This window comes from [Rhizobium] kunmingense (assembly GCF_977018605.1).
Genome location: NZ_CDRNXG010000001.1, coordinates 1,495,500 through 1,516,944 on the forward strand (window position 1 = coordinate 1,495,500; position 21,445 = coordinate 1,516,944).

Sequence of the window (21,445 nt, forward strand, 5' to 3'; positions counted from 1 at the left end):
TCCCCATGAGAACTCTGTGGGCAAGCCGTCTGGTTAATGATTGACCGATGGCGCAGCCACAGGATCAGGACCTAGAATCGCGTTATGAAGACGTTGTCGATCGATGTTCGGCGGGCCGACCCGCAGGATTCCCGCGCTATCTCGATGGCGCATCGGGAAAGCTGGTCGCAGGCCTATGCAGGGCTCATTCCGCACAAGCCGCTCCTCCAGATGCTGGAGCGTCGCGGCGAGCGTTGGTGGCGCAAGGCGGCAGACGGCCCGGCAACCCTTCTCGTACTCGAGGTGGAAGGCCAGATCGCCGGCTACGCCACGATCGGCCTCAACCGCGCCCGTTCGCTGCCCTATGACGGTGAAATCTACGAGATCTATCTGCGGCCCGAATATCAGGGGATTGGCCTCGGTCGCCGGCTGTTCGGCGAAAGCCGACGCCTGCTGAAATCACTCGGCTGCGAAGGCATGGTCGTCTGGTGCCTGGAGGATAGCGAACATGCCATCCGCTTCTTCCGCCGCCATGGCGGCGTCGATGCGGTCGAGGGCATGGAGGATTTCGGCGGCACCCAGTTGCGCAAGCTCGGCTTTGTCTGGCCGGCCGCCTGACGCCCTTCCCACGCTATTTTTCGGGTGCCGCAGCCGCTTTCCATCAATTCAATGGCTTATTGCCTTGATGGCGGATTTTCGCTATCGACGTTCCGACTGAAATTGAACCTGACTGAGGATCAAAATGCGTATCGATGCAATTTCCATCGGCAAGAACCCGCCGGAAGACGTCAACGTCATCGTTGAAGTTCCGGTTGGCGGCCAGCCCATCAAGTACGAGATGGACAAGGAAGCCGGCGCTCTGGTCGTCGACCGTTTCCTCTATACGCCGATGACCTATCCGGGCAATTACGGCTTCATTCCGCATACGCTGTCGGAAGACGGTGACCCGTGCGACGTTCTGATCTGCAACACCCGTCCGCTGGTGCCGGGCTGCGTCATCAACGTGCGTCCGATCGGCGTGATGATCATGGAAGATGACGGCGGCAAGGATGAGAAGATCCTGGCGGTACCGGTTCCGAAGCTGACCCAGCGCTACGACAAGATCAAGAACTATACCGATCTGCCGGAAATCACCCTGAAGCAGATCGAGCATTTCTTCGAGCACTACAAGGATCTGGAGCCCGGCAAGTGGGTGAAGATCGGTGGCTGGCAGGATGTCGACGTCGCCAAGAAGCTGATCGTCGAGGCGATTGAGCGTTACAAGGCTCAGGGCTAAGTCTCACCCGATCAGGGTTTCGAGTTTTCTCGACATGTCCTCCGGATCGCCATCGATCCGGAGGATTTTTTTGCGCGCAGTTTCGCCGGAAACAAAGCTCACGGCGCTTTTGGGAATGCGGAGTTTTTTGGAAAGAAGGGCGATCAGGGCCTTGTTGGCCTTGCCGTTTTCCGGAACGGCGGCGACGCGCGCCTTGAGGTGGGCGTGGCCCTCGGCATCGGTCTCGATGCCGTCGATCGCATCCCGTCCGCCATTCGGGGTAAGGCGGACGGTTAGTCTGATATGGTCGGGATGGGCGCTGTAGGCGCTCAAGCGAACATCGGCCAGAGCGTCGTCCACATGAACGAGCGCAGGAAGAAGATGATCAGCAGCACGATGATCGGCGAGATGTCGATGCCGCCGAGATTGGGCAGGACGCGGCGCAGCGGGCGCAGGACCGGTTCGGTGACGTTGTAGAGAAACTGGCCGATCGCCGCGACGAAGCGGTTGCTGGAGTTGATGACGTTGAAGGCATAGAGCCAGGAGAAGATTGCGCTGGCAATCAGGATCCAGGTGTAGAGGTTCAAGGCCAGGTCGATGGTCTGAAACAGGGCGAGCATTCACGTCTCCGTTTGGGCTGCCGGCCCCGTGCCGTGCGGTTGGCGGGGATGCGGCGTATAATTCGATGTTGACAGACATGTAGACATTGGAGAACTAACGGGCAAGTGCCGCCCCCGTCGCAGTCCTGGCATGTTTAACGGGGAGGGTGTTCATCCGCGCTGGGCCGTTGAAAGTTTCCTGCCATGTCCATTCCATCCTCGGACGATCGCTTCGCGGCCTTTCGGCACGCCTCCTACACCAAGTTTTTCATGTCGCGCTTCTTCGCTGCGTTTGCGATCCAGATCATCAGTGTCTCGGTCGGCTGGCAGATGTATGACGAAACGCGCAATCCGCTTTATCTCGGCCTGATCGGGTTGGTGCAGTTCCTGCCGTCGCTGCTGCTCATTCTGGTCACGGGGACGGTGGCCGACCGCTACAATCGCCGGGTGATCATGGCTGTGTGCATGGTGGTGGGGGCCGGTTGCTCGGCGGCGCTTCTGGGTTTGACGCTTGCCGGTGCATTCACACCATGGCTGGTCTTTGCCATCCTTGTCGTCTTCGGTATCGAGCGCGCCTTCATGGGGCCGGCGGTGCAGTCACTCGGCCCGAACCTGGTGCCGGAAAAGGACCTGGCCAATGCCATCGCATGGAACTCGTCCTCGTGGCAGACGGCATCGATCCTCGGTCCGGTCTTCGGTGGCCTGCTGTATGGCCTGAACGCCACTGCCGCCTATGTCGTCGCCTTCGTGCTTCTGGCACTGGCGGCGATCCTCGTATTCATGATCCCGAAGCCGGCGCAGCGGACATCGGCGACGAAGGTCGATGCGGCGCATCTGCTGGCCGGGTTCCGCTTCATCTTCAGCGAGAAAGTGGTACTGGGGGCGATCTCGCTCGATCTGTTCGCCGTGCTTCTCGGCGGCGCCGTGGCGTTGATGCCTATCTTTGCTCGCGATGTGCTGGAGCTTGGGCCATGGGGACTTGGCCTTCTGCGCGCCGGACCGGGGATCGGGGCGATCATCGTTGCCGTCTGGCTCGCCTTCCATCCGATCCGCCATCATGCAGGCCTCGCCATGTTCATCGGCGTCGGCTTCTTCGGCCTCGGCACGCTGGTCTTCGGGCTCTCCTCGACGCCATGGCTTTCGATCGCCGCACTGATGCTGATGGGCGCGGCCGACATGATATCCGTCTACATCCGCGAGACACTGATCGCGCTGTGGACGCCCGACGAGGTGCGCGGCCGGGTCAATGCCGTCAACATGGTGTTCGTCGGTGCATCGAACGAGCTTGGCGAGTTCCGTGCCGGCACGATGGCGCATTTCATCGGCGCAGTGCCGGCCGTGGTCATCGGCGGTGTCGGCACGCTCGCCGTCACCGTCATCTGGGCGCTCGGCTTTTCCAAGCTAAGACGCATAGATACGCTGGAAGCGCCGGAGCGCTGAAAAAGCTACACCCGTCAGGCCGATTGCAGGCGGGACCGTAGCTCATCCTGGTCATTGTCCTGGCCGGTTTTCCCGTCGGCGTTGCGCAGGAAAACCATGTCGAGGAATTCCGAAAGCCAGGCTTTGAGCGGTGCGTCGAACAGCATGCGGCCTTCCAGATGCTCCGCACCCTGCTGTGCATTCGCCATGGTGAAGCGGTCGGCGCCGTGGACGACCCAGCGCTGCATCATGGCGCGGGTCAGTTCCGCATGAAACTGTACACCCCAGGCGTTTTCGCCATAGCGGATTGCCTGGTTGGGATAGGCGTCGCCTTCGGCCAGAAGCTTCACGCCACGGGGAACGTCGAAGCCTTCGCGGTGGAAGTGATAGACCATCTTCGGCCATTTCATCAGCAGCCGTCCCTGCTCGGTCGGGCGCAGCGGGTACCAGCCGATTTCGGTGATCTCGCCCTTTTCGGCGCCGACCTTGCCGCCGAGATGGCGAACCATCATCTGAGCGCCGAGGCAGATACCCAGATAGGGCTTGTTTTCCCTAAGCGGCACGCCGATCCAGTCGATCTCCTGCTTAACGAAGGGGTCGGGATCGTTGGCGCTCATCGGGCCGCCGAAGATGACAGCGCCTGAATGGCCGGCCATCTTCTGCGGCAGGTCCTCGCCCAGAACCGGACGACGGATATCCAGCGGAAACCCCTTTTCCAGCAGCATCTGCCCGACGCGGCCGGGGGAAGACAGCTCCTGATGGAGGATGACGAGTACCGGCAGAAGGTCAGTCTTGCCGTGTGGGAGTACGAGCATTCTCTAGTCCTTTAACTCCTCTCCTCCCGCAAGGCGCGCAGCGGCCTCCTGACGCTGCAGCACCCGATCCCGCGAAGAGACACCGAGCAGATCAGCGATCCTCCAAATCACATGATCCTCGATCTCGCTTCTCTGGCCATCGGCATAGACGATGTCCCAAAGAATGCCGAGCAGTTCGACGCGGTCGTCTTCGTTTGTCAGATGACGTCTTAGATCGGAAGTGAAGCGGTAATAGTCAACCGCCTCGCTGCCGGCTTCGTGGCCGGCCTCGATCAAGGCCTTCAAGCGGTCTTCGCTCAGGTCGTAGCGCTCGCGGATGAGATCACGAAACGTCCGCTGTTCCTTTTCGGAGACATTCCCGTCCGCCTCCATGACCTGAAAACAGAGGGCGACGAAGGCAACGCGCGGATCGTCAGGCGCAAATTCGCCGTCGTGATTCGATGCGGTGAGTGTGTGGAGGAAGGCCTGAATACGGTCCAACATTGATTAAGGCCTTGCCCCTTTTGTTTTAGAACAGCCTGAGCCGCGTCCGGGACGGGTCGGCGTTCTGATCCTTTACGCCCGGATCATCCGGTGGACGCCCGAAAAAGGGAACCGCTTCCGCTTCACTTTCCTGCGTTTTGGCAGGAATGGGCGCGGTTTTCTCCGGTGCTGTTGTCTTTGCTGCAACAACAGGTTCTTCCGCCGGTTTCGGCTTGATGACTTCGACGGGCTTTTCAGCCACGACTTCCGTCGTCACCTTGGGGGCGAACGGCTCTGCGGGCCTTGTCGTTTCCGGCTTGGGCGGCTCTGCGCCCGTCACGGGCGGCAAGGCTGCAATCGCTTCGTCCGCTGCAGTGCCACCCTCGACAACCGGGCCATCCAGCTGGCTGAACGGCACCTTCCATTCGAAGGCGTCGAGCCTGCCGGTGACCGGAGAGACCGGCAGCCATTTTTCCGAGACGAAACCGTCGGCGACCCAGGCGGGATCACGCGGAGCGCGCAGCGCCTGCTGCATCCAGTGACGGATACGGCCCTGGTCACCGGTTTCCGCCTCCTCGATGTCGGCGAGCAGAAGATAGACCCGTTCGCTCGGTTCCATCCGCGCGGCCGCTTCCGCCTTGGCACGGGCCCTGGCGAAGTCCTGCGCATCGAGCGCGGCATGGGCGACGATCAGCAGGGACTCGACGTTGTTGGGGCGCATCGCCTCCAGCTTGCTGGCGCGCTTCAGGCGATCGAGCGTGCTGTCGCCGCTTCGGGCGCGGACATAGATGCCGGCTATTTCCGGGTGCGGCGAAAGCTTCCAGACGCTCTCGAGCACCGAGGCTGCCTTGCGGACATTTTCCTGCCGCAGCAGTGCCTTGGCGTCGATGATGGCGGCGGGGACGAGGTCCTTTGCCAGTCTGAGCGCATCGGTCGCGTCCTCGCGCGCACCACTCGGGTCGCTTTCGAGTCGTTCGGTCGCGCGGGCAGTCAGCAGCACGGCCTTGAGGCGATCGGCCTCAGACTTGCTGACGATGTTGGCCGCACGCTGTTGGGCAACCGTTTCCAGTGCATCGCCCCAGCGGCCGGCCTTGCTCTGCGCCTCAAGCGTCGCCTGCGAGGCCCAGGGTAGATAGGGCGCGTGTTCGGCCGCCTTTTCTGCATATTGGCGAGCGGCTTCGCTGGCGCCGAGGCGGCGGGCTTCCATGTAGAGACCGCGCAGTCCGAGCTCGCGGGTCTCGGGATCGTTGACCATACTTTCGAACTTGGCGCGAGCATCGTCATGCCTGCCTTCGATCAGTGCGGCCTGCGCATCGAGCAGCAGGATCAGCGGTTCCTGGTCGGCGCGCAGCAGGCTGCGGCTGCGCACGCTCATCTTGCGGGCGAGAAGCGCATTGCCGGCGCCGGCCGCGATGAGGCCGGTCGACAGCGCCTGATAGCCGCGGTCACGCTTCCGAGCGCGAAAATAACGGCGCACCGAATAGGGCGAGGTCCAGATGACGTTGACGATCCACCAGAGCAGCATCACCACGCCGATCAGCGCCACGATCAGGGTGGCGGCCACCATGAGGCTCGTTTCGATCAGCTGATCCTGCCAGGTGATGGACAGAATGCCCGGACGGTCCGCAAGCCAGGCAAAGCCCCAGCCGAGGCCAAGGACGACGAGAAGGAATATGAAAAGTCTGACCATTCCGATTATCCGTCCTCAGCCTTTTGTGCCGGTGATGGCGCGGGTGAGCGTGCCGCTGATGAGGTTTTCCACCTCGATACGGGCATCGAGTTCCTGCTTGAATTCCTGCGAGGCCGCCTTTGCCGGTTCGGGCAGGGCCGCCCATTCGCCTGCGGCGCCTGTTAAGTCGCCGGAGCGCAGCTTGTTCTCGAAGCGGGCGATATAGGCATCCGGCGTTTCACCCTCGACATCGCCGACCTTGCGGACCTTGACGACCGACATGGCCGAGGCAAGGAGGCGTTCACTGATGCTCAAGTTCGGGTCGGGCTGGGTGACGGCGTCGATCATGGCATTCGCCACGTCCGATGCCTGACGCTGCAACTCGACGCGCGACATGACGCCCCTGGTGGCAAGCGGCTGGAGCTGGACGATCGACGGATCGTCCGCGGCAATCGTCTTGTAGGTCTCAAGCTCGGCCTCGAAGGCGCCGCCGCGATCGATGGCGCTTTTCAGTGCTGCGGCTGCGACAGCGCGGGCGGCCATCTGTTCCGGGCCGCGATCGGCGATCTGGGCTTCGGCCTGTTCCAGACGGCCGGAATTGGATTCCGTTGCCGAACGTATGCCGGAGAGTTCGCCTTCAAGCGCCGCAAGGCGCTGCGTCAGGGCTTCGTCCGGGGCGGAGGAATTTGTGGTGCTGCTTTCCAGCGCGGCTATGCGGCTTGCGAGATCACCGGACTGATCCGCCGGGCGACTGGCAAGAGCTGCAATCTCCTGGCGCAGCGAGGCGAGTTCCGCCGTCACGTCGGCATCGGTCGATGCCGAGGATGAGCCTCCCGGCAGAAAGCCGGCATATTGCATGCTGCCGGCCAGAAGCAGGGCGACGAGGCCGCCGAAAATGCCGGATGCAACCAGAGTGGATGTTGCCGGAGTGCCGCGCTGTCCAGAGGCTGGCCTCGGCGCAGGGTTGGGTTCGAACGGTGGTGGTGGAGGCGGCGCTGCCTTTTCCTCGTATGCCGGCTTTTCGTCGAGGATCGGTTTCTCCTCAATCGCGCCTGCTGATGCCTCGACTTGTGGTCCGGCGGGCTCCGGGTCGTCAAAGCGCGGCGTATCCTGAGCCGATTTCACAGTCTCGGCCTTGGTCTCCGTCTCGGCCGCAAAGGCTGCCGTTTCTGCCGCAGCAGAAACGTCGGTAGCGGGCGCTTCGGCGGTGTCCGAGGCAAGCGCTTCCTTTTCAGCCGGCGTCATTGCCTCATCGGTGTCATTGGCGCGAACCGGTTCTGCTACGGCTGCGGTTTCTTCCGCCGCCAGGTCGATCGTGACCGGTTCCTTGTTTGCCTTGGACCGGCGCGGTGGTTTTTCGGATACCATCTCGACCTCTTTATCTGCCTGTATTCACTAAAACCTAGTCGGTGCCCCCGGTTAAGGAAAGGGGCGGAGCCGGATTTTGGAACAGGTCGCGGTTAAAGAAGCGCCAACAGCGCGTCTTCATCCGGGCTTTTGGCGATCACGACATTGTTGCGCAGGTGGTGGGGCACGGCCGAGGCGGTGCGTTCACTGATGCAGAGGATGCGGGTATCGGCCAGGGCGCTACCGACGGGAGCGGCAAAAGCGAAGAAGCGCAGGGCGGTTTCCTGCGAATAGAGCAATACGGCATCGACGGAAGCTGCGGTGATCGGGGCTGCTATTTCGGCGGCTGAGTAATCAACGGGATGCATCGCGTAGATTACCTGCGTGCGGATCGCGATGCCGCGCTCCATCAGCCGTTCCTCGAAGGCCGGTGAGCGGGGTCTGCCGGCGAGGTAGAGGATCGGGTGGTTGCGGTCATCCGCCGCATCGGCGATCAGGTCGGCGAGGTTCCGGCCGGTGCCTTTTCCTGTCTCGACGGAGCGAAAGCCCAATGCCGTTGCAGCCTCGGCCGTGGCGGGGCCGACGGCGTAGATAGGCGTATCGGCGTCGAGGCAGGGCCGGACCTCCGGTGCCGCCAGCACGCGCACGGCTTCGGCGCTGGTGATGGCGAGGGCCGAATGCGGTTGGCGCAAGGCTTCGACTGCGGCCTGCGGATCATGCACGGCTTCACCGAGCGGCAGGGCCACGGGTGTGTGTCCCATGGCTTTCAGCCGCTCTATGGTTCGAGCGGCCGATATGTGCGGGCGGGTGACGAGGACCCGCAAGGTTCAACTCCAACTGTCGAAGAAATCGGTGCCAGCGGCGGCACGCACGGCTTCACCGGCACGCAGGCCGAGCGCTTCGGCATCCGCGCGGTTGCCCTCGATTTCGATGGCGTGCTCATGCGTCCCGTCCGGCGTCAGGATCAGGCCCGAAAACTTCAGGTGATCGCCATCGCACAGCGCGTAGCCGCCGATCGGAGTGCGGCAGGAGCCATCGAGAGCGGCCAGGAAGGCGCGCTCGCAGCTTACCGCATCATAGGTGGGACAGTCGTTGACCGGTTCGAGAAGCCTGGCGATGCGCTCGTCGCCGATGCGGCTTTCGATGCAGATGGCACCCTGTGCCGGGGCGGGCGGAAAATCTGCCGGGTCGAGCAGTTCGGTCACGACATTTTCCATCGCCAGCCGCTTCAGCCCGGCATAGGCCAGCAGCGTCGCATCGACATGACCTTCATCAAGCTTGCGCAAACGCGTTCCGACCGAGCCGCGGAAGATCACGACGTTGATGTCGGGGCGCAAGCGACGGATCAGCGCCTGGCGGCGCAGTGACGCGGAGCCGACGGTGGCAGCGTCGGGAAGCGCCATCAGTGTCGGTGCCGTGCGGCCGATGACGGCATCGCGAAAATCCTCGCGCGGCAGATAGGCGGCGATATGCAGGCCCTGCGGCAATTTCGTCGGCATGTCCTTGGAAGAATGCACGGCGATATCGAGTTCGCCCGATTGCAGCTGGTCTTCCAGCTCCTGGGTGAACAGGCCCTTGCCGCCGATTTCCGAGAGCGCCCGGTCGGTGATGCGGTCGCCGGTCGTCGACAGGACGACGATCTCGAACATATCCTCCGGCAGATTGTGGGCGGCCATCAGCCGAGCGCGGGTTTCCGCCGCTTGCGCCAATGCCAACGGGCTTCCCCGCGTGCCGATCCGGAAAGGTTTTGTTTGCATCCGCTTCATTCCGTTGTTACCGGAAGCTCTCGTAAACCGGATCATCCGGTATCGCAATCAACGAGAGCTTCATGGCCCCATTTCTGCGCATCCTCGGCATCGAAACAAGCTGCGACGAAACCGCCGCAGCCGTTGTTGCGCGCCACGAGGACGGTCGCGGCGAGGTGCTCTCCGATGTCGTTTTGTCGCAGCTCGATGAGCATAGCGCCTATGGCGGCGTGGTGCCTGAAATCGCCGCGCGGGCCCATGTGGAAGCGCTGGACGAACTGGTCGAGGAAGCGCTCAGGCGCGCCGATGTCACCCTCGATGATGTCGATGCGATTGCCGCGACTTCCGGCCCCGGCCTGATCGGCGGGCTGCTGGTCGGCCTGATGACGGCAAAGGCGATCGCCCGCGTTTCCGGCAAGCCGCTTCTTGCGATCAACCATCTGGAAGGCCATGCGCTGACGGCGCGGATGACCGACGGCCTGTCCTTCCCCTATCTGATGCTGCTCGTTTCGGGTGGCCATACGCAGCTCATTCTCGTACGCGGCGTCGATGATTACGAGCGTTGGGGCACGACGATCGACGACGCTCTGGGTGAAGCCTTCGACAAGACGGCGAAGCTGCTCGGACTGCCCTATCCCGGCGGTCCCGCGGTCGAGAAGGCGGCGCAAACCGGCGATCCGGACCGGTTCTCGCTGCCTCGGCCACTGGTCGGGGAAGCACGGCTGGACTTTTCCTTTTCCGGCCTCAAGACGGCCGTGCGGCAGGCGGCGACCGAAATCGCGCCGCTGACGGAGCAGGATATCGCCGATATCTGCGCCTCCTTCCAGAAGGCGGTGTCGCGCACATTGCGGGATCGCATAGGCCGCGGGTTGGTCCGTTTCAGCCAGGAGTTCGCCGGGCTCGACATCGAGCCTGCGCTGGTCGTTGCCGGTGGCGTTGCCGCCAATCAGGAGCTTCGTCGCACGCTGCAGGCGCTCTGCCTGGAGCATGGTTTCCGGTTCATCGCGCCGCCGCTTCGGCTCTGCACCGATAACGCGGCGATGATCGCCTGGGCGGGGCTTGAGCGACTTGCTCAGGATTTTCCGGCCGATGCGCTGAATGTCGCGCCGCGCTCTCGCTGGCCGCTTGACAAGGATGCGAAGACTTTGCTCGGTTCGGGCAAGAGAGGAGCCAAGGCATGAGCCGCGAGAAAATCGCAGTTATCGGTTCCGGCGCCTTCGGGACGGCACTTGCCTGCGTCTTCGCGCTTGAAGGCCGGCATCCGGTGACGCTGGTCGGTCGTCGTCCTGACCTGATGGCCGACCTTCGCGACGACCGCATGCATGATGCCGCGTTGCCCGGCGTGCCGTTGCCGGACAATCTGGAATTCTCCGCCGAGCCGGATGCGGTGGCGGAGGCGAGCACCGTTCTCTTCGTCATGCCGTCGCGGGCGCAGCTCGATGCGGCAAATCACTATGGGCCGTATCTGAAACAGGATGCTGCCGTCGTCATCTGCGCCAAGGGGCTGGATGCTTCCGAGCGATTGCTGACGCAAGTCGTGTCGTCGAAATTGCCGGAAACCGGCATCGCCGTTCTGTCCGGTCCGGGATTTGCCGCCGATATCGCACGCGGCCTGCCGACGGCCATGTCACTCGGGTCTTCCGATCTGGCGCTCGCCGAACGGCTGGCACATGTTCTTTCCGGCCGCAGTTTTCGCCTCTATGCCTCGCCGGATGTCGTCGGTGTGCAGCTTGGTGGGGCGCTGAAGAATGTGCTCGCCATCGCCTGCGGCATTGTCGAGGGAGCGGGTCTCGGCGAGTCCGCCCGTGCGGCGCTGATTTCCCGAGGGCTGGCGGAAATGTCGCGGCTTGTCGAGGCTATGGGGGGCAATGCGGATACCGTGCGCGGTCTGTCGGGCCTTGGCGATCTCGTCTTGACCGGCACCAGCCATCAATCGCGCAACCTGCGTTTCGGCATCTCGCTCGGCAAGGGCGAGCCGGCGCAGACGGCCGGCGGGCCGCTGGTCGAGGGTGCATTTGCCGCCTCCGTCGCCGCTCGTCTCGGCCGCAAGCATGCCGTCGATCTGCCGATTACGGAGGCTGTCGCCGCCATCATCGATGGCCGGCTCGATGTCCGGACGGCGATGGAGCAGTTGATGACCCGGCCGATCAAGGCCGAATAGTAGATTTTTCAAACGCAATTTTGGACGCGAAGCCGCTGATACTTTCGCTGGAATTGCTTCAAGAGGAGAGACCCGATGCTGTTTGCCTTTCTCTGCACCGACAAGCCCGGACACCTGCAGCTGCGCATGGATACGCGTCCGACGCATCTGGAGCACCTGAACAAGCTGAATGCCGAGGGCACGCTGAAATTCGCCGGTCCCTTCCTCGATGACGAAGGCAAGCCGAACGGCAGTCTCGTGGTCGTCGAGGCCGCCGATATCGCCACTGCCCGCACATTGGCCGAAGCCGATCCCTATTACCTTGCCGGTCTGTTCGAAAAGGTCGAGGTGAAGGCCTGGAACTGGGTGTTCAACAACCCCGCTGCCGATGCCAAGTAATCGATGGCATACTGGCTTTACAAATCCGAGCCGAATGTCTGGTCCTGGGAACAGCAGAAGGCCAAGGGCGCTGCAGGCGAGGAATGGACCGGCGTGCGCAACTATCTGGCGCGCAACAACATGCGTGCCATGAAGATCGGCGACAAGGGGTTCTTCTACCACTCCAACGAGGGGCTGGAGATCGTCGGTATCGTCGAGGTCTGCGCGCTGTCTCACCCGGATAGTTCGGCCAAGGGCGATCCGAAGTGGGATTGCGTCGACATCCGCGCCGTCATGGACATGCCGAAGCCGATCACGCTGAAAGACGTGAAGGCCAATCCGAAATTCGAGAAGATGGCGCTCGTCACCTCGATGCGGCTTTCGGTGCAGCCGGTGACGGACGAGGAGTATTTCGAAATCTGCCGTCTCGGCGGGATCGACAATCCGCCGACATCACCCGCCTGAGCCGTGTGACGTGAAGACCGAGCCGAAGGCTTTCATTCTCGACAATACCGACCTCATGCGGCCGCCGCATGTGCCGGAGATCCTGCTGTATCTGGCAACGGAGGCGCATGATCTGTGGCTGAAGACCGAGGAGGATCTGGAGGCTATCGGACTGCCGCCGCCATTCTGGGCGTTCGCCTGGGCGGGGGGCCAAGGTCTCGCGCGGTATGTTCTCGACAATCCTCGGGCGGTCGCCGGCAAAAGGGTGCTGGATTTCGCCAGTGGTTCCGGGCTCGTGGCAATTGCGGCGAAGCTTGCCGGCGCGGCGCACGTGCTGGCGGCCGATATCGATCCCTGGACTGAAAGCGCGGTGGCGCTCAATGCGAACGAGAATGGCGTCGAGGTCGGTTTTACAGCCGAAAACCAGATCGGCCGTGCAGTGGATGCGGACGTCATCCTTGCCGGCGACGTCTTCTACGATCGCGATTTTGCAGTGGTGCTGGTTCCATGGTTCGCCCGGCTTGCGGGTGAGGGCAAGATCGTTCTGGTCGGCGATCCGGGGCGGAGTTATCTGCCGAAGGACAGGCTGGAACAGCTGGCCGTCTATCAGGTTCCGGTGACGCGGGCGCTGGAGGACAGCGAGGTGAAGAAAACGACGGTGTGGCGGTTCACGGCCTAGGCGGATCCAAGGTTCGCGAACGGCTTACTTGCCGCGGATGACGCAGACGCCGACTTCATAGCTGCAGCCATTGACGGGCCTGAAGCTGTTGTCCACCACGTCCTGGCCAACATCGATGATCTTGGCCTTCGGTGCGATATAGGGCTGCTCCATGCGATCTGCGGCCCGATCGACGAAAATCACCCGGTAGCCGCCGGAATAAACATAGGTCGAACCCGAAAAATAGTCTCCCGGCCCGACGATCGAGCCGCGTTGGCGATTGGCGGAAACGATGCGGCTTGCGCCGCCCAGCGTCCGATCGGACAGCCGTTTCAGGTTTGCATGCGCATGATGGTTATCGCCGCCATAATGATGGCCTGCGTCGCGCGCCGATGCCATGGGGGCGAAGGCTGTCACAAATGCTGCGGCGATGGCGACAGGTCTGATGCGATTCGCGATCATGGCGAACTCCGGAAATCATGGTTAACCAAAGATTAACATGATCGGACGCTTGTCGCCTAGACGGCAACCAAATGTTTGGAATTGATGGTTAACGTGGCGCGACGAAATGTCCGAGGGGTTGCCCCTTGCAAATCACAATCGATTAAATTCGGCCTCACTTGGAATTGTTCTTGTGGTCCATGCAATCGAAGATTAAACCGGGCCGATGATGCAATGCACATTTTCTCGGCATAGTGCATTGCCGGGCGCCCGCCCGTTTCAGACGACGCCGCGAGGTAATGATGGCGAATGTAACGAATAACCGGCCCTTGTCGCCGCATCTGCAAATCTACAAGCCAATTCCCACAATGGTCATGTCGATCGTCCACCGCATCACCGGTGCGGCTTTGGCTGTCGGTACGATCCTGCTTGCCTGGTGGCTGGTGGCCGCCGCTTCGGGCGAAGAGTATTTCAACTGGATCAGCTGGCTGTTCGGCACCTGGATCGGTCTACTTGTTCTGTTCGGTTATACCTGGGCGCTGGTCCACCACATGCTCGGCGGCATGCGCCACTTCATGTGGGACATGGGCCACGGTTTCGACAAGCATTTCACCACCAAGATGGCGATCGCCCTGCCGATCGTTTCGATCTGTCTGACCGTGGTGATCTGGATCGTCGGTCTGGCGATCTGAGGGGGTAGAATCATGGATATGCGTACGCCTTTGGGCAAGGTTCGTGGGCTCGGCTCCGCCAAGGAAGGCACCGAGCACTTCTGGGTGCAGCGGATGTCGGCCGTGGCGATGGTGCCGCTTGCCATCTTTTTCATCATTTTCCTAATCCGTTATGCCGGTGCTCCCTATGAGGAAGTCATCGGCGCGCTGTCGAACCCGATCGTCGCCGTGCTGTTCGGCATGATGGTGATTGCGGGTCTCGTGCACATGCGCATCGGCATCCAGGAAATCATCGTCGACTACGTGCATCACGAGGGCCTGAAGTTCCTCGTCCTGATGCTCAACACATTCTTTGCAATGCTGATCGGTGGGCTCTGTCTTTTCGCCGTTCTGAAAATTGCGTTCGCAGGATAATCCGTCATGGCATCCGTAACACCTATCGCTCCCAACGGAGCAAATCAGAACGGCCATTCTCAGGCTCCCAAGGCATATAATTACGTCGACCACTCCTATGACGTGATCGTCGTGGGTGCCGGCGGCGCGGGCTTGCGCGCCACGCTCGGCATGGCCGAACAGGGTTTCAAGACCGCCTGCATCACCAAGGTTTTTCCGACGCGTTCGCACACGGTCGCGGCACAGGGCGGCATCGCCGCCTCGCTGCAGAACATGACGCCGGATAGCTGGCAGTGGCACCTCTATGACACCGTCAAGGGTTCCGACTGGCTCGGCGACGTCGATGCCATGCAGTACATGGTCATGGAAGCGCCGAAGGCCGTCTACGAACTCGAGCATTACGGCGTGCCGTTCTCGCGTAACGAGGAAGGCAAGATCTACCAGCGGCCGTTCGGCGGCCACATGCAGAATTTTGGCGCCGGCCCGCCGGTGCAGCGCACCTGTGCTGCGGCCGACCGTACCGGCCACGCCATCCTGCACACGCTTTATGGCCAGTCGCTGCGCAACAATGCGGAATTCTTCATCGAGTATTTCGCGCTCGACCTGATCATGTCCGATGACGGTCGTTGCACCGGCGTCGTCGCGTGGAACCTCGACGACGGCACGATCCATCGCTTCACCGCCAAGATGGTTGTATTGGCGACCGGCGGTTACGGTCGCGCCTATTTCTCGGCAACGTCCGCTCATACCTGCACCGGCGACGGCGGCGGCATGGTGGCACGTGCCGGCATGCCTCTGCAGGACATGGAATTCGTCCAGTTCCACCCGACCGGCATTTATGGTTCGGGCTGTCTGATCACCGAAGGCGCACGCGGCGAAGGCGGTTACCTCGTGAATTCCGAGGGCGAACGCTTCATGGAACGCTATGCCCCTTCGGCGAAGGATCTTGCCTCGCGTGACGTCGTCTCGCGCTGCATGACGATGGAAATCCGTGAAGGCCGCGGCGTCGGCAAGAACAAGGATCACATCTTCCTGCATCTGGATCATCTCGATCCGGCCGTGCTGCACGAACGTCTTCCGGGCATTTCGGAATCGGCGAAGATCTTTGCAGGCGTCGATGTCACTCGCGAGCCGATCCCGGTCCTGCCGACGGTTCACTACAACATGGGCGGCATTCCGACCAATTACTGGGGCGAAGTGCTGAACGCGGATGCCAACAATCCGGAGCGCATCCTGCCCGGCCTGATGGCTGTCGGTGAAGCGGGCTGCGCTTCGGTTCACGGTGCAAACCGCCTCGGCTCCAACTCGCTGATCGACCTCGTGGTCTTCGGCCGCGCCGCCGCAATCCGCGCCGGCCAGGTGATCGACCGCGAAAGCCCGATCCCGCCGCTCAACATTGCCGCCTGCGACAAGATCATGGATCGGTTCGACAGCCTGCGTCATGCCAAGGGGCAAACGTCGACCGCCGTGCTGCGTGACAAGATGCAGCGCACGATGCAGGACGATGCCGCCGTGTTCCGTACACAGGAATCGCTGGAATCGGGCTGCAAGCGCATGTCCGCCATCTGGAGTGAACTGCCTGACGTCAAGGTTACCGATCGCTCGCTGATCTGGAACTCCGATCTCGTCGAGACGCTGGAACTGCATAACCTGATGGCGAACGCGATCACGACCGTCTATGGCGCGGAAGCCCGCAAGGAAAGCCGTGGTTCGCATGCGCGCGAGGACTTCACCGAGGGTGCATTCGCCGGTCGCGACGACGTGAACTGGCGCAAGCATACGCTCGCCTGGGTCTCGGAAGCCGGCGACGTGAAGCTCGACTACCGCCCGGTCCATACGGACCTGATCGCCGAGGGTATCGATCCTTACAAGATCGAGCCCAAAGCTCGCGTCTATTGATCGGAAGAGGATTGGACAATGGTTGAACTCGCTCTTCCCAAAAACTCGCAGATGTCCGAAGGCAAGGTCTGGCCGAAGCCGGAAGGCGCCAAGAACCTGCGCGAATACCGCATCTATCGCTGGAGCCCGGATGACGGCAAGAACCCGAGCATCGACACGTTCTATGTCGATCTCGACGATTGCGGCCCGATGGTGCTCGACGGCTTGCTCTATATCAAGAACAAGATCGACCCGACGCTGACGCTGCGCCGTTCCTGTCGCGAAGGCATTTGCGGTTCCTGCGCGATGAATATCGACGGCACGAACACGCTGGCCTGCACCAAGGGCATGGACGACATTTCCGGCACGGTGAAGGTCTATCCGCTGCCGCATATGCCGGTGGTGAAGGACCTCGTTCCGGACCTCAACAACTTCTACGCCCAGCACCGCTCGATCGAGCCATGGCTGAAGACGGTGTCTCCGACGCCGGCGAAGGAATGGAAGCAGAGCCATGAGGACCGCCTCAAGCTCGACGGTCTTTACGAGTGCATCCTGTGCGCCTGCTGCTCGACCTCCTGTCCGAGCTACTGGTGGAACGGCGACCGCTACCTCGGTCCGGCCGTTCTGCTGCAAGCCTATCGCTGGCTGATCGATAGCCGCGATGAAGCCAAGGGTGAGCGTCTCGACAATCTCGAAGATCCCTTCCGGCTTTATCGCTGCCATACGATCATGAACTGCGCCCAGGCCTGCCCGAAGGGGCTGAACCCGGCCAAGGCGATTGCCGAAATCAAGAAGATGATGGTCGAGCGCCGCGTCTGACGAGCTTTCTGCGAGGCCGCAGCCTGATGGTTGCGGCCTCGTGACGTATAAGAATGATGCCTGAGCACGCCATTTTGAACACTGCACCGGCCGTGATTGTGCCGGATTGGCTGGATACCCTTGATTAACCAAGGGCGTTTACGATATTCCCCGCCAAACTGTCGTGCCGCGATACGTGGCGCAATGTGACCAAATCCGGACAGGAGTTTTTGATGCAGTTCAAATATGTGGCAACAGGTCTCGTTCTGACCCTGGCGCTGGCTGGTTGCCAGCGGACATCCTACAGCCCGTATAGCGACCTGCCTTCGCAGCCTGCTCCGCTTCAGGCCCAGCCCGTTCAGGGCGTGCAGGGCGGCCAGCTTCCGCCTCCGGGCGGCGCAACGCAGTATCCGGCAGCGCCGCAGGGTGGCCAGAACATGGCGATGACCGATCCGAACGCTTCTGCGCCAACGACTGCGCTCGACGTGACCAAGGAGCAGATGGTCGGCAACTGGCGCGTTTCCAACGGCGGCGCATCCTGCGACATGTTCCTGACGCTCACCAATCTCGGCAGCGGTTCGCGCGGCGGCACGCGCGGTTGCGCCGGCGAGCTGACGACAATGGGTTCCTGGGAAGTCTCCGGCAAGATGGTTCAGTTCAAGAACCGTTCGGGCGACGTCATCGGCCGCGTCTACAAGAGCGCCGACAACCGGTTCGACGGAACGCTCAATTCCGGCCAGCCGCTCGGCCTTAGCCGCTAATCCCTCACCCTTCATGAAGGGGGCTCCCTCGTGGAACCCATTCCCGAATATACGTCGAGTGTCGGCGAGGAGCTGAAAGCCCTTGCCGCATCCGGCGTTCTGACGCCCGATGCCGCGCAGATGGCGGTTGCCGTGAAGCTCGATCACGTGCTTGCAGCGCTCAAGGAAGCGAAGCCTGCGAAGAAGACCAGCGCGCTCGGCTGGCTATTCGCCAAGGGGGCCGGAAAGCCTCGAAAGATCCGCGGCCTTTATGTCTATGGCAGTGTCGGACGCGGCAAGACGATGCTGATGGACATGTTCTTCAAGAAGGCGCCCACGCTGAAGAAGCGTCGGGCGCATTTTCATGAGTTCATGGCGGACGTGCATAACCGCATCCACGACCATCGACAGAAGCTGAAACGCGGCGAGACGAAGCAGACCGACCCGGTGCCGCCGGTGGCGGCTGCCCTGTTCGCCGAGGCGGAGCTGCTTTGCTTCGATGAATTCACCGTCACCGACATCACCGATGCGATGATCCTGGCGCGGCTGTTTACCGAGTTGTTCGATCTCGGCTGCGTGCTGATCGCCACGTCGAATGTCGAGCCGGGCAATCTCTACAAGGACGGGCTCAATCGCGGTCTGTTCCTGCCGTTCATTGGTCTGCTGACAGAGCATGTCGATGTGGTGACGCTGGATTCTCCGACCGACTACCGGATGGAGAAGAATGCCAATCTGCCGGTCTACATCACGCCGCTCGACGGTCGTGCCGATGCGGCGATCGAGGCGGCGTGGCATCAGGTGACGGATGGCGACAAGGCGGAGCCGATCGCGCTGCCGATGAAGGGCCGCAGCATTCATGTGCCGCAGGCGGCTGGCCGGTCGGCTCGGTTCGCGTTTGCCGATCTTTGCGAAAAACCGCTCGGCGCTTCCGATTATCTGGCGATCGCCGCGCGTTTCGATGTCGTCTTCGTCGAACACGTGCCGCAGCTCAATCCCGAGAAGCGCAACGAAACCAAACGCTTCATCAATCTGGTCGATGCGCTCTATGACCAGTCGGTGCGGCTTTTCATCTCTGCTGCCAGTTCGCCGGACGAGCTTCTGGTGGAGCGACGTGGAACCGAAGGCTTCGAATTCGACCGTACGGTGTCGCGTCTTTTCGAGATGCGGAGCGCGGAATATCTTGCGCTGCACAATGAGAAGCGGCAGCAAGTCTGACATATTTATGACGCAAACGCTTACGTTTACGTAAGTTAATATTTATCTAAACGATTGAAATTATTGGTGCCGAAATAATCGGTTGCCATTTTTACGCGATCGGTCTATCGATGCTGCCGCAAGGAGAGCCTGCGCCAACTTGCCGCAGGTCTGGATTCGAGAGGAAGCATTCCGATGTCGCGTAAGAAGATCGCACTTATTGGTTCTGGCATGATCGGTGGCACGCTGGCGCATCTCGCCAGCCTGAAGGAACTGGGCGACGTCGTCCTCTTCGACATCGCCGACGGCATTCCGCAGGGCAAGGGCCTGGATATCGCCCAGTCCGGCCCGGTCGAAGGTTTCAATGCCAAGCTCACCGGTGCCAGCGACTACGCTGCGATCGAAGGCGCAGATGTCTGCATCGTCACTGCCGGTGTCGCCCGCAAGCCGGGCATGAGCCGCGACGACCTGATCGGTATCAACCTCAAGGTGATGGAACAGGTTGGCGCCGGCATCAAGAAATATGCCCCGAACGCCTTCGTCATCTGCATCACCAACCCGCTCGACGCGATGGTCTGGGCGCTGCAGAAGTTCTCCGGCCTGCCGAAGAACAAGGTCGTCGGCATGGCCGGCGTACTCGATAGCGCCCGTTTCCGCCTCTTCCTTGCCGAAGAATTCAATGTTTCCGTCCAGGATGTCACCGCCTTCGTTCTCGGCGGCCATGGCGACACGATGGTGCCGCTTGCCCGCTACTCGACGGTTGCCGGCGTTCCGCTCACCGACCTCGTCAAGATGGGCTGGACCACCCAGGAGAAGCTCGACCAGATCATCCAGCGCACCCGTGACGGCGGCGCAGAGATCGTAGGCCTGCTGAAGACCGGTTCGGCCTATTACGCTCCGGCCGCTTCGGCGATCGAAATGGCCGAATCCTACCTCAAGGACAAGAAGCGCGTCCTGCCGGTCGCCGCTCACCTTTCCGGCCAGTACGGCGTCAAGGACATGTATGTCGGCGTTCCGGTCGTTCTCGGCGCCGGCGGTGTCGAGCGCATCGTCGAAGTCGAATTCAACAAGGACGAAGAAGCCGCCTTCCAGAAGTCGGTCGGCGCTGTCGCCGGTCTCTGCGAAGCCTGCGTCGCCCTCGTTCCTTCGCTGAAGTAATCCGCGTCCGAAATTTTTGCGCTGGCTTTTAGCCAGCGCTCGCGTCATTCAAATAGGGATCAAGCCCCATGAATATCCATGAATATCAGGCCAAAGCTCTTCTGAAGGGCTATGGTGCGCCGGTCGCCGAAGGCGTCGCCATCCTCAAGGTGGAAGAAGCCGAAGCTGCCGCAAAGCAGCTGCCGGGCCCGCTCTACGTGGTCAAGAGCCAGATCCATGCCGGCGGTCGCGGCAAGGGCAAGTTCAAGGAACTCGGCCCCGACGCCAAGGGCGGCGTTCGCCTGGCCAAGTCGATCGAGGAAGTCGTGGCGCACGCCAAGGACATGCTCGGCAACACGCTGGTAACCGCGCAGACCGGCGATGCCGGCAAGCAGGTCAACCGCCTCTACATCGAAGACGGCGCCGATATCGACCGCGAACTCTACTGCTCGCTGCTGGTCGATCGTTCGGTCGGTCAGGTTGCCTTCGTCGTTTCGACCGAAGGCGGCATGGACATCGAAGCCGTTGCCCACGACACGCCTGAGAAGATCCACACGATCGCCATCGACCCGGAAACCGGTGTCACGGCTGACGACGTTGCCAAGATCTCCAAGGCTCTCGAACTGTCTGGCGCGGCTGCCGAAGATGCCAAGGCCCTGTTCCCGGCGCTCTACAAGGCGTTCGGTGAAAAGGACATGGCTCTCCTCGAAGTCAACCCGCTGATCGTCATGAAGGACGGTCATCTGCGCGTTCTCGACGCCAAGATGTCCTTCGACGGCAATGCCCTGTTCCGCCACGACGACGTCAAGGCGCTGCGCGACGAAACCGAAGAAGACTCCAAGGAAATCGAAGCTTCCAAGTGGGACCTCGCCTATGTTGCCCTCGACGGCAATATCGGCTGCATGGTCAATGGTGCCGGTCTCGCCATGGCGACGATGGACATCATCAAGCTTTACGGCAAAGAGCCGGCGAACTTCTGCGACGTCGGCGGTGGCGCCGGCAAGGAGAAAGTCGCGGCTGCCTTCAAGATCATCACCGCTGACCCGAAGGTCGAGGGCATCCTCGTCAACATCTTCGGCGGTATCATGCGCTGCGATGTCATCGCCGAAGGCGTTGTCGCTGCCGTGCAGGAAGTCGGCCTGAAGGTTCCGCTCGTCGTGCGCCTCGAAGGCACCAATGTCGAGCTCGGCAAGAAGATCCTCAACGAGTCCGGTCTGGCGATCACCGCCGCCGACGATCTCGATGACGCGGCGAAGAAGATCGTCGCGGCGATCAAAGCCTAA

The 21,445-nt window shown here is 61.8% G+C and carries 25 protein-coding genes; 16 read left to right on the plus strand and 9 right to left on the minus strand.

Annotated features, from left to right (window positions below):
- Positions 1 to 84 precede the first annotated feature (84 nt).
- Both AC0JZ4_RS07230 and ppa read left to right on the plus strand, forming a co-directional pair.
- Positions 85 to 597, plus strand: a complete 513-nt coding sequence (locus AC0JZ4_RS07230; RefSeq protein WP_471885720.1) for a GNAT family N-acetyltransferase — start codon at positions 85 to 87, stop codon at positions 595 to 597.
- Between the two features lie 124 nt (positions 598 to 721).
- Positions 722 to 1,255 (plus strand): inorganic diphosphatase, encoded by a 534-nt coding sequence (gene ppa, locus AC0JZ4_RS07235; RefSeq protein ID WP_471885721.1) that lies wholly within the window; start codon positions 722 to 724, stop codon positions 1,253 to 1,255.
- 3 nt (positions 1,256 to 1,258) lie between these two features.
- On the opposite strand, the gene AC0JZ4_RS07240 is transcribed toward ppa, so the two are convergent.
- Together AC0JZ4_RS07240 and AC0JZ4_RS07245 are read right to left on the minus strand one after the other, a co-directional pair.
- Positions 1,259 to 1,567 carry a DUF167 domain-containing protein gene (locus tag AC0JZ4_RS07240; RefSeq protein ID WP_471885722.1) on the minus strand — a complete coding sequence of 103 codons (309 nt, stop codon included), beginning with the start codon at positions 1,565 to 1,567 and terminating at the stop codon, positions 1,259 to 1,261.
- Positions 1,564 to 1,854, minus strand: a complete 291-nt coding sequence (locus tag AC0JZ4_RS07245; RefSeq protein WP_471885723.1) for a YggT family protein — start codon at positions 1,852 to 1,854, stop codon at positions 1,564 to 1,566. The genes AC0JZ4_RS07240 and AC0JZ4_RS07245 overlap by 4 nt, the downstream gene beginning before the upstream one ends.
- A 183-nt stretch (positions 1,855 to 2,037) precedes the next feature.
- Here AC0JZ4_RS07245 and AC0JZ4_RS07250 point away from each other — a divergent pair, with 183 nt between their 5' ends.
- Complete coding sequence (locus tag AC0JZ4_RS07250) at positions 2,038 to 3,273, plus strand: MFS transporter (RefSeq protein ID WP_471885724.1); 1,236 nt, start codon at positions 2,038 to 2,040, stop codon at positions 3,271 to 3,273.
- Positions 3,274 to 3,287: 14 nt separating this feature from the next.
- On the opposite strand, the gene AC0JZ4_RS07255 is transcribed toward AC0JZ4_RS07250, so the two are convergent.
- The 6 genes from AC0JZ4_RS07255 to hemC all read right to left on the minus strand — a co-directional run bounded on the left by AC0JZ4_RS07255 (position 3,288) and on the right by hemC (position 9,302).
- Complete coding sequence (locus AC0JZ4_RS07255; protein WP_471885725.1) at positions 3,288 to 4,067, minus strand: glutamine amidotransferase; 780 nt, start codon at positions 4,065 to 4,067, stop codon at positions 3,288 to 3,290.
- A 3-nt stretch (positions 4,068 to 4,070) separates the two neighbouring features.
- Positions 4,071 to 4,550, minus strand: coding sequence for a tellurite resistance TerB family protein (locus AC0JZ4_RS07260; protein WP_471885726.1), 480 nt, complete (start codon positions 4,548 to 4,550; stop codon positions 4,071 to 4,073).
- Between the two features lie 25 nt (positions 4,551 to 4,575).
- On the minus strand, positions 4,576 to 6,219 hold the full coding sequence (locus tag AC0JZ4_RS07265; RefSeq protein WP_471885727.1) for a heme biosynthesis HemY N-terminal domain-containing protein: 1,644 nt from the start codon (positions 6,217 to 6,219) through the stop codon (positions 4,576 to 4,578).
- 15 nt (positions 6,220 to 6,234) lie between these two features.
- Entirely contained in the window at positions 6,235 to 7,566 is a 1,332-nt protein-coding gene (locus AC0JZ4_RS07270) for a COG4223 family protein (RefSeq protein ID WP_471885728.1), read from the minus strand.
- A gap of 92 nt (positions 7,567 to 7,658) precedes the next feature.
- Positions 7,659 to 8,306, minus strand: coding sequence for a uroporphyrinogen-III synthase (locus AC0JZ4_RS07275; protein WP_471885729.1), 648 nt, complete (start codon positions 8,304 to 8,306; stop codon positions 7,659 to 7,661).
- 66 nt (positions 8,307 to 8,372) lie between these two features.
- A complete protein-coding gene (hemC, locus tag AC0JZ4_RS07280; protein WP_471885730.1) occupies positions 8,373 to 9,302 on the minus strand; it encodes a hydroxymethylbilane synthase in 930 nt (309 codons plus the stop codon).
- 71 nt (positions 9,303 to 9,373) lie between these two features.
- Here hemC and tsaD point away from each other — a divergent pair, with 71 nt between their 5' ends.
- From tsaD to AC0JZ4_RS07305, 5 genes are all read left to right on the plus strand, one after another.
- The gene (gene tsaD / locus AC0JZ4_RS07285; protein ID WP_471885731.1) at positions 9,374 to 10,471 is read left to right on the plus strand and encodes a tRNA (adenosine(37)-N6)-threonylcarbamoyltransferase complex transferase subunit TsaD; all 1,098 of its coding nucleotides are present in this window, start codon (positions 9,374 to 9,376) and stop codon (positions 10,469 to 10,471) included.
- The gene (locus AC0JZ4_RS07290) at positions 10,468 to 11,451 is read left to right on the plus strand and encodes an NAD(P)H-dependent glycerol-3-phosphate dehydrogenase (RefSeq protein ID WP_471885732.1); all 984 of its coding nucleotides are present in this window, start codon (positions 10,468 to 10,470) and stop codon (positions 11,449 to 11,451) included. Before tsaD ends, AC0JZ4_RS07290 begins: the two co-directional genes overlap by 4 nt.
- Before the next feature lie 75 nt (positions 11,452 to 11,526).
- Positions 11,527 to 11,829 (plus strand): YciI-like protein, encoded by a 303-nt coding sequence (locus tag AC0JZ4_RS07295; protein ID WP_471885733.1) that lies wholly within the window; start codon positions 11,527 to 11,529, stop codon positions 11,827 to 11,829.
- 3 nt (positions 11,830 to 11,832) lie between these two features.
- Positions 11,833 to 12,273: an EVE domain-containing protein gene (locus AC0JZ4_RS07300; RefSeq protein WP_471885734.1), complete on the plus strand. Its 441-nt coding sequence runs from the start codon at positions 11,833 to 11,835 to the stop codon at positions 12,271 to 12,273.
- 10 nt (positions 12,274 to 12,283) lie between these two features.
- Entirely contained in the window at positions 12,284 to 12,931 is a 648-nt protein-coding gene (locus AC0JZ4_RS07305) for a class I SAM-dependent methyltransferase (RefSeq protein WP_471885735.1), read from the plus strand.
- 24 nt (positions 12,932 to 12,955) lie between these two features.
- On the opposite strand, the gene AC0JZ4_RS07310 is transcribed toward AC0JZ4_RS07305, so the two are convergent.
- Positions 12,956 to 13,372: a hypothetical protein gene (locus AC0JZ4_RS07310; RefSeq protein ID WP_471885736.1), complete on the minus strand. Its 417-nt coding sequence runs from the start codon at positions 13,370 to 13,372 to the stop codon at positions 12,956 to 12,958.
- A gap of 281 nt (positions 13,373 to 13,653) precedes the next feature.
- On the opposite strand from AC0JZ4_RS07310, the gene sdhC reads away from it, so the two are divergent.
- The 8 genes from sdhC to sucC all read left to right on the plus strand — a co-directional run bounded on the left by sdhC (position 13,654) and on the right by sucC (position 21,445).
- On the plus strand, positions 13,654 to 14,043 hold the full coding sequence (sdhC, locus tag AC0JZ4_RS07315; RefSeq protein ID WP_471885737.1) for a succinate dehydrogenase, cytochrome b556 subunit: 390 nt from the start codon (positions 13,654 to 13,656) through the stop codon (positions 14,041 to 14,043).
- A 12-nt stretch (positions 14,044 to 14,055) separates the two neighbouring features.
- Complete coding sequence (sdhD, locus tag AC0JZ4_RS07320; protein ID WP_471885738.1) at positions 14,056 to 14,436, plus strand: succinate dehydrogenase, hydrophobic membrane anchor protein; 381 nt, start codon at positions 14,056 to 14,058, stop codon at positions 14,434 to 14,436.
- 6 nt (positions 14,437 to 14,442) lie between these two features.
- Complete coding sequence (gene sdhA / locus AC0JZ4_RS07325) at positions 14,443 to 16,314, plus strand: succinate dehydrogenase flavoprotein subunit (RefSeq protein ID WP_471885739.1); 1,872 nt, start codon at positions 14,443 to 14,445, stop codon at positions 16,312 to 16,314.
- Positions 16,315 to 16,332: 18 nt separating this feature from the next.
- Positions 16,333 to 17,112, plus strand: coding sequence for a succinate dehydrogenase iron-sulfur subunit (locus AC0JZ4_RS07330; RefSeq protein ID WP_312406349.1), 780 nt, complete (start codon positions 16,333 to 16,335; stop codon positions 17,110 to 17,112).
- A 212-nt stretch (positions 17,113 to 17,324) separates the two neighbouring features.
- The gene (locus AC0JZ4_RS07335; RefSeq protein WP_471885740.1) at positions 17,325 to 17,852 is read left to right on the plus strand and encodes a protease inhibitor Inh/omp19 family protein; all 528 of its coding nucleotides are present in this window, start codon (positions 17,325 to 17,327) and stop codon (positions 17,850 to 17,852) included.
- A 30-nt stretch (positions 17,853 to 17,882) separates the two neighbouring features.
- Complete coding sequence (gene zapE, locus AC0JZ4_RS07340) at positions 17,883 to 19,046, plus strand: cell division protein ZapE (protein ID WP_471885741.1); 1,164 nt, start codon at positions 17,883 to 17,885, stop codon at positions 19,044 to 19,046.
- Between the two features lie 174 nt (positions 19,047 to 19,220).
- Positions 19,221 to 20,183, plus strand: a complete 963-nt coding sequence (gene mdh, locus AC0JZ4_RS07345; protein WP_471885742.1) for a malate dehydrogenase — start codon at positions 19,221 to 19,223, stop codon at positions 20,181 to 20,183.
- A 68-nt stretch (positions 20,184 to 20,251) separates the two neighbouring features.
- Complete coding sequence (gene sucC / locus AC0JZ4_RS07350; protein WP_471885743.1) at positions 20,252 to 21,445, plus strand: ADP-forming succinate--CoA ligase subunit beta; 1,194 nt, start codon at positions 20,252 to 20,254, stop codon at positions 21,443 to 21,445.

Excerpts from the sequence above, each read along its gene's own strand:
- AC0JZ4_RS07230 (WP_471885720.1), top strand. The coding sequence starts at position 85 with ATGAAGACGTTGTCGATCGATGTTCGGCGGGCCGACCCGCAGGATTCC.
- ppa (WP_471885721.1), top strand. The coding sequence starts at position 722 with ATGCGTATCGATGCAATTTCCATCGGCAAGAACCCGCCGGAAGACGTC.
- AC0JZ4_RS07245 (WP_471885723.1), bottom strand. The coding sequence starts at position 1,854 with ATGCTCGCCCTGTTTCAGACCATCGACCTGGCCTTGAACCTCTACACC.
- AC0JZ4_RS07250 (WP_471885724.1), top strand. The coding sequence starts at position 2,038 with ATGTCCATTCCATCCTCGGACGATCGCTTCGCGGCCTTTCGGCACGCC.
- AC0JZ4_RS07255 (WP_471885725.1), bottom strand. The coding sequence starts at position 4,067 with ATGCTCGTACTCCCACACGGCAAGACTGACCTTCTGCCGGTACTCGTC.
- AC0JZ4_RS07260 (WP_471885726.1), bottom strand. The coding sequence starts at position 4,550 with ATGTTGGACCGTATTCAGGCCTTCCTCCACACACTCACCGCATCGAAT.
- AC0JZ4_RS07265 (WP_471885727.1), bottom strand. The coding sequence starts at position 6,219 with ATGGTCAGACTTTTCATATTCCTTCTCGTCGTCCTTGGCCTCGGCTGG.
- AC0JZ4_RS07270 (WP_471885728.1), bottom strand. The coding sequence starts at position 7,566 with ATGGTATCCGAAAAACCACCGCGCCGGTCCAAGGCAAACAAGGAACCG.
- AC0JZ4_RS07275 (WP_471885729.1), bottom strand. The coding sequence starts at position 8,306 with ATGGGACACACACCCGTGGCCCTGCCGCTCGGTGAAGCCGTGCATGAT.
- hemC (WP_471885730.1), bottom strand. The coding sequence starts at position 9,302 with ATGCAAACAAAACCTTTCCGGATCGGCACGCGGGGAAGCCCGTTGGCA.
- tsaD (WP_471885731.1), top strand. The coding sequence starts at position 9,374 with ATGGCCCCATTTCTGCGCATCCTCGGCATCGAAACAAGCTGCGACGAA.
- AC0JZ4_RS07290 (WP_471885732.1), top strand. The coding sequence starts at position 10,468 with ATGAGCCGCGAGAAAATCGCAGTTATCGGTTCCGGCGCCTTCGGGACG.
- AC0JZ4_RS07295 (WP_471885733.1), top strand. The coding sequence starts at position 11,527 with ATGCTGTTTGCCTTTCTCTGCACCGACAAGCCCGGACACCTGCAGCTG.
- AC0JZ4_RS07300 (WP_471885734.1), top strand. The coding sequence starts at position 11,833 with ATGGCATACTGGCTTTACAAATCCGAGCCGAATGTCTGGTCCTGGGAA.
- AC0JZ4_RS07310 (WP_471885736.1), bottom strand. The coding sequence starts at position 13,372 with ATGATCGCGAATCGCATCAGACCTGTCGCCATCGCCGCAGCATTTGTG.
- sdhC (WP_471885737.1), top strand. The coding sequence starts at position 13,654 with ATGGCGAATGTAACGAATAACCGGCCCTTGTCGCCGCATCTGCAAATC.
- sdhD (WP_471885738.1), top strand. The coding sequence starts at position 14,056 with ATGGATATGCGTACGCCTTTGGGCAAGGTTCGTGGGCTCGGCTCCGCC.
- sdhA (WP_471885739.1), top strand. The coding sequence starts at position 14,443 with ATGGCATCCGTAACACCTATCGCTCCCAACGGAGCAAATCAGAACGGC.
- AC0JZ4_RS07330 (WP_312406349.1), top strand. The coding sequence starts at position 16,333 with ATGGTTGAACTCGCTCTTCCCAAAAACTCGCAGATGTCCGAAGGCAAG.
- AC0JZ4_RS07335 (WP_471885740.1), top strand. The coding sequence starts at position 17,325 with ATGCAGTTCAAATATGTGGCAACAGGTCTCGTTCTGACCCTGGCGCTG.
- mdh (WP_471885742.1), top strand. The coding sequence starts at position 19,221 with ATGTCGCGTAAGAAGATCGCACTTATTGGTTCTGGCATGATCGGTGGC.
- sucC (WP_471885743.1), top strand. The coding sequence starts at position 20,252 with ATGAATATCCATGAATATCAGGCCAAAGCTCTTCTGAAGGGCTATGGT.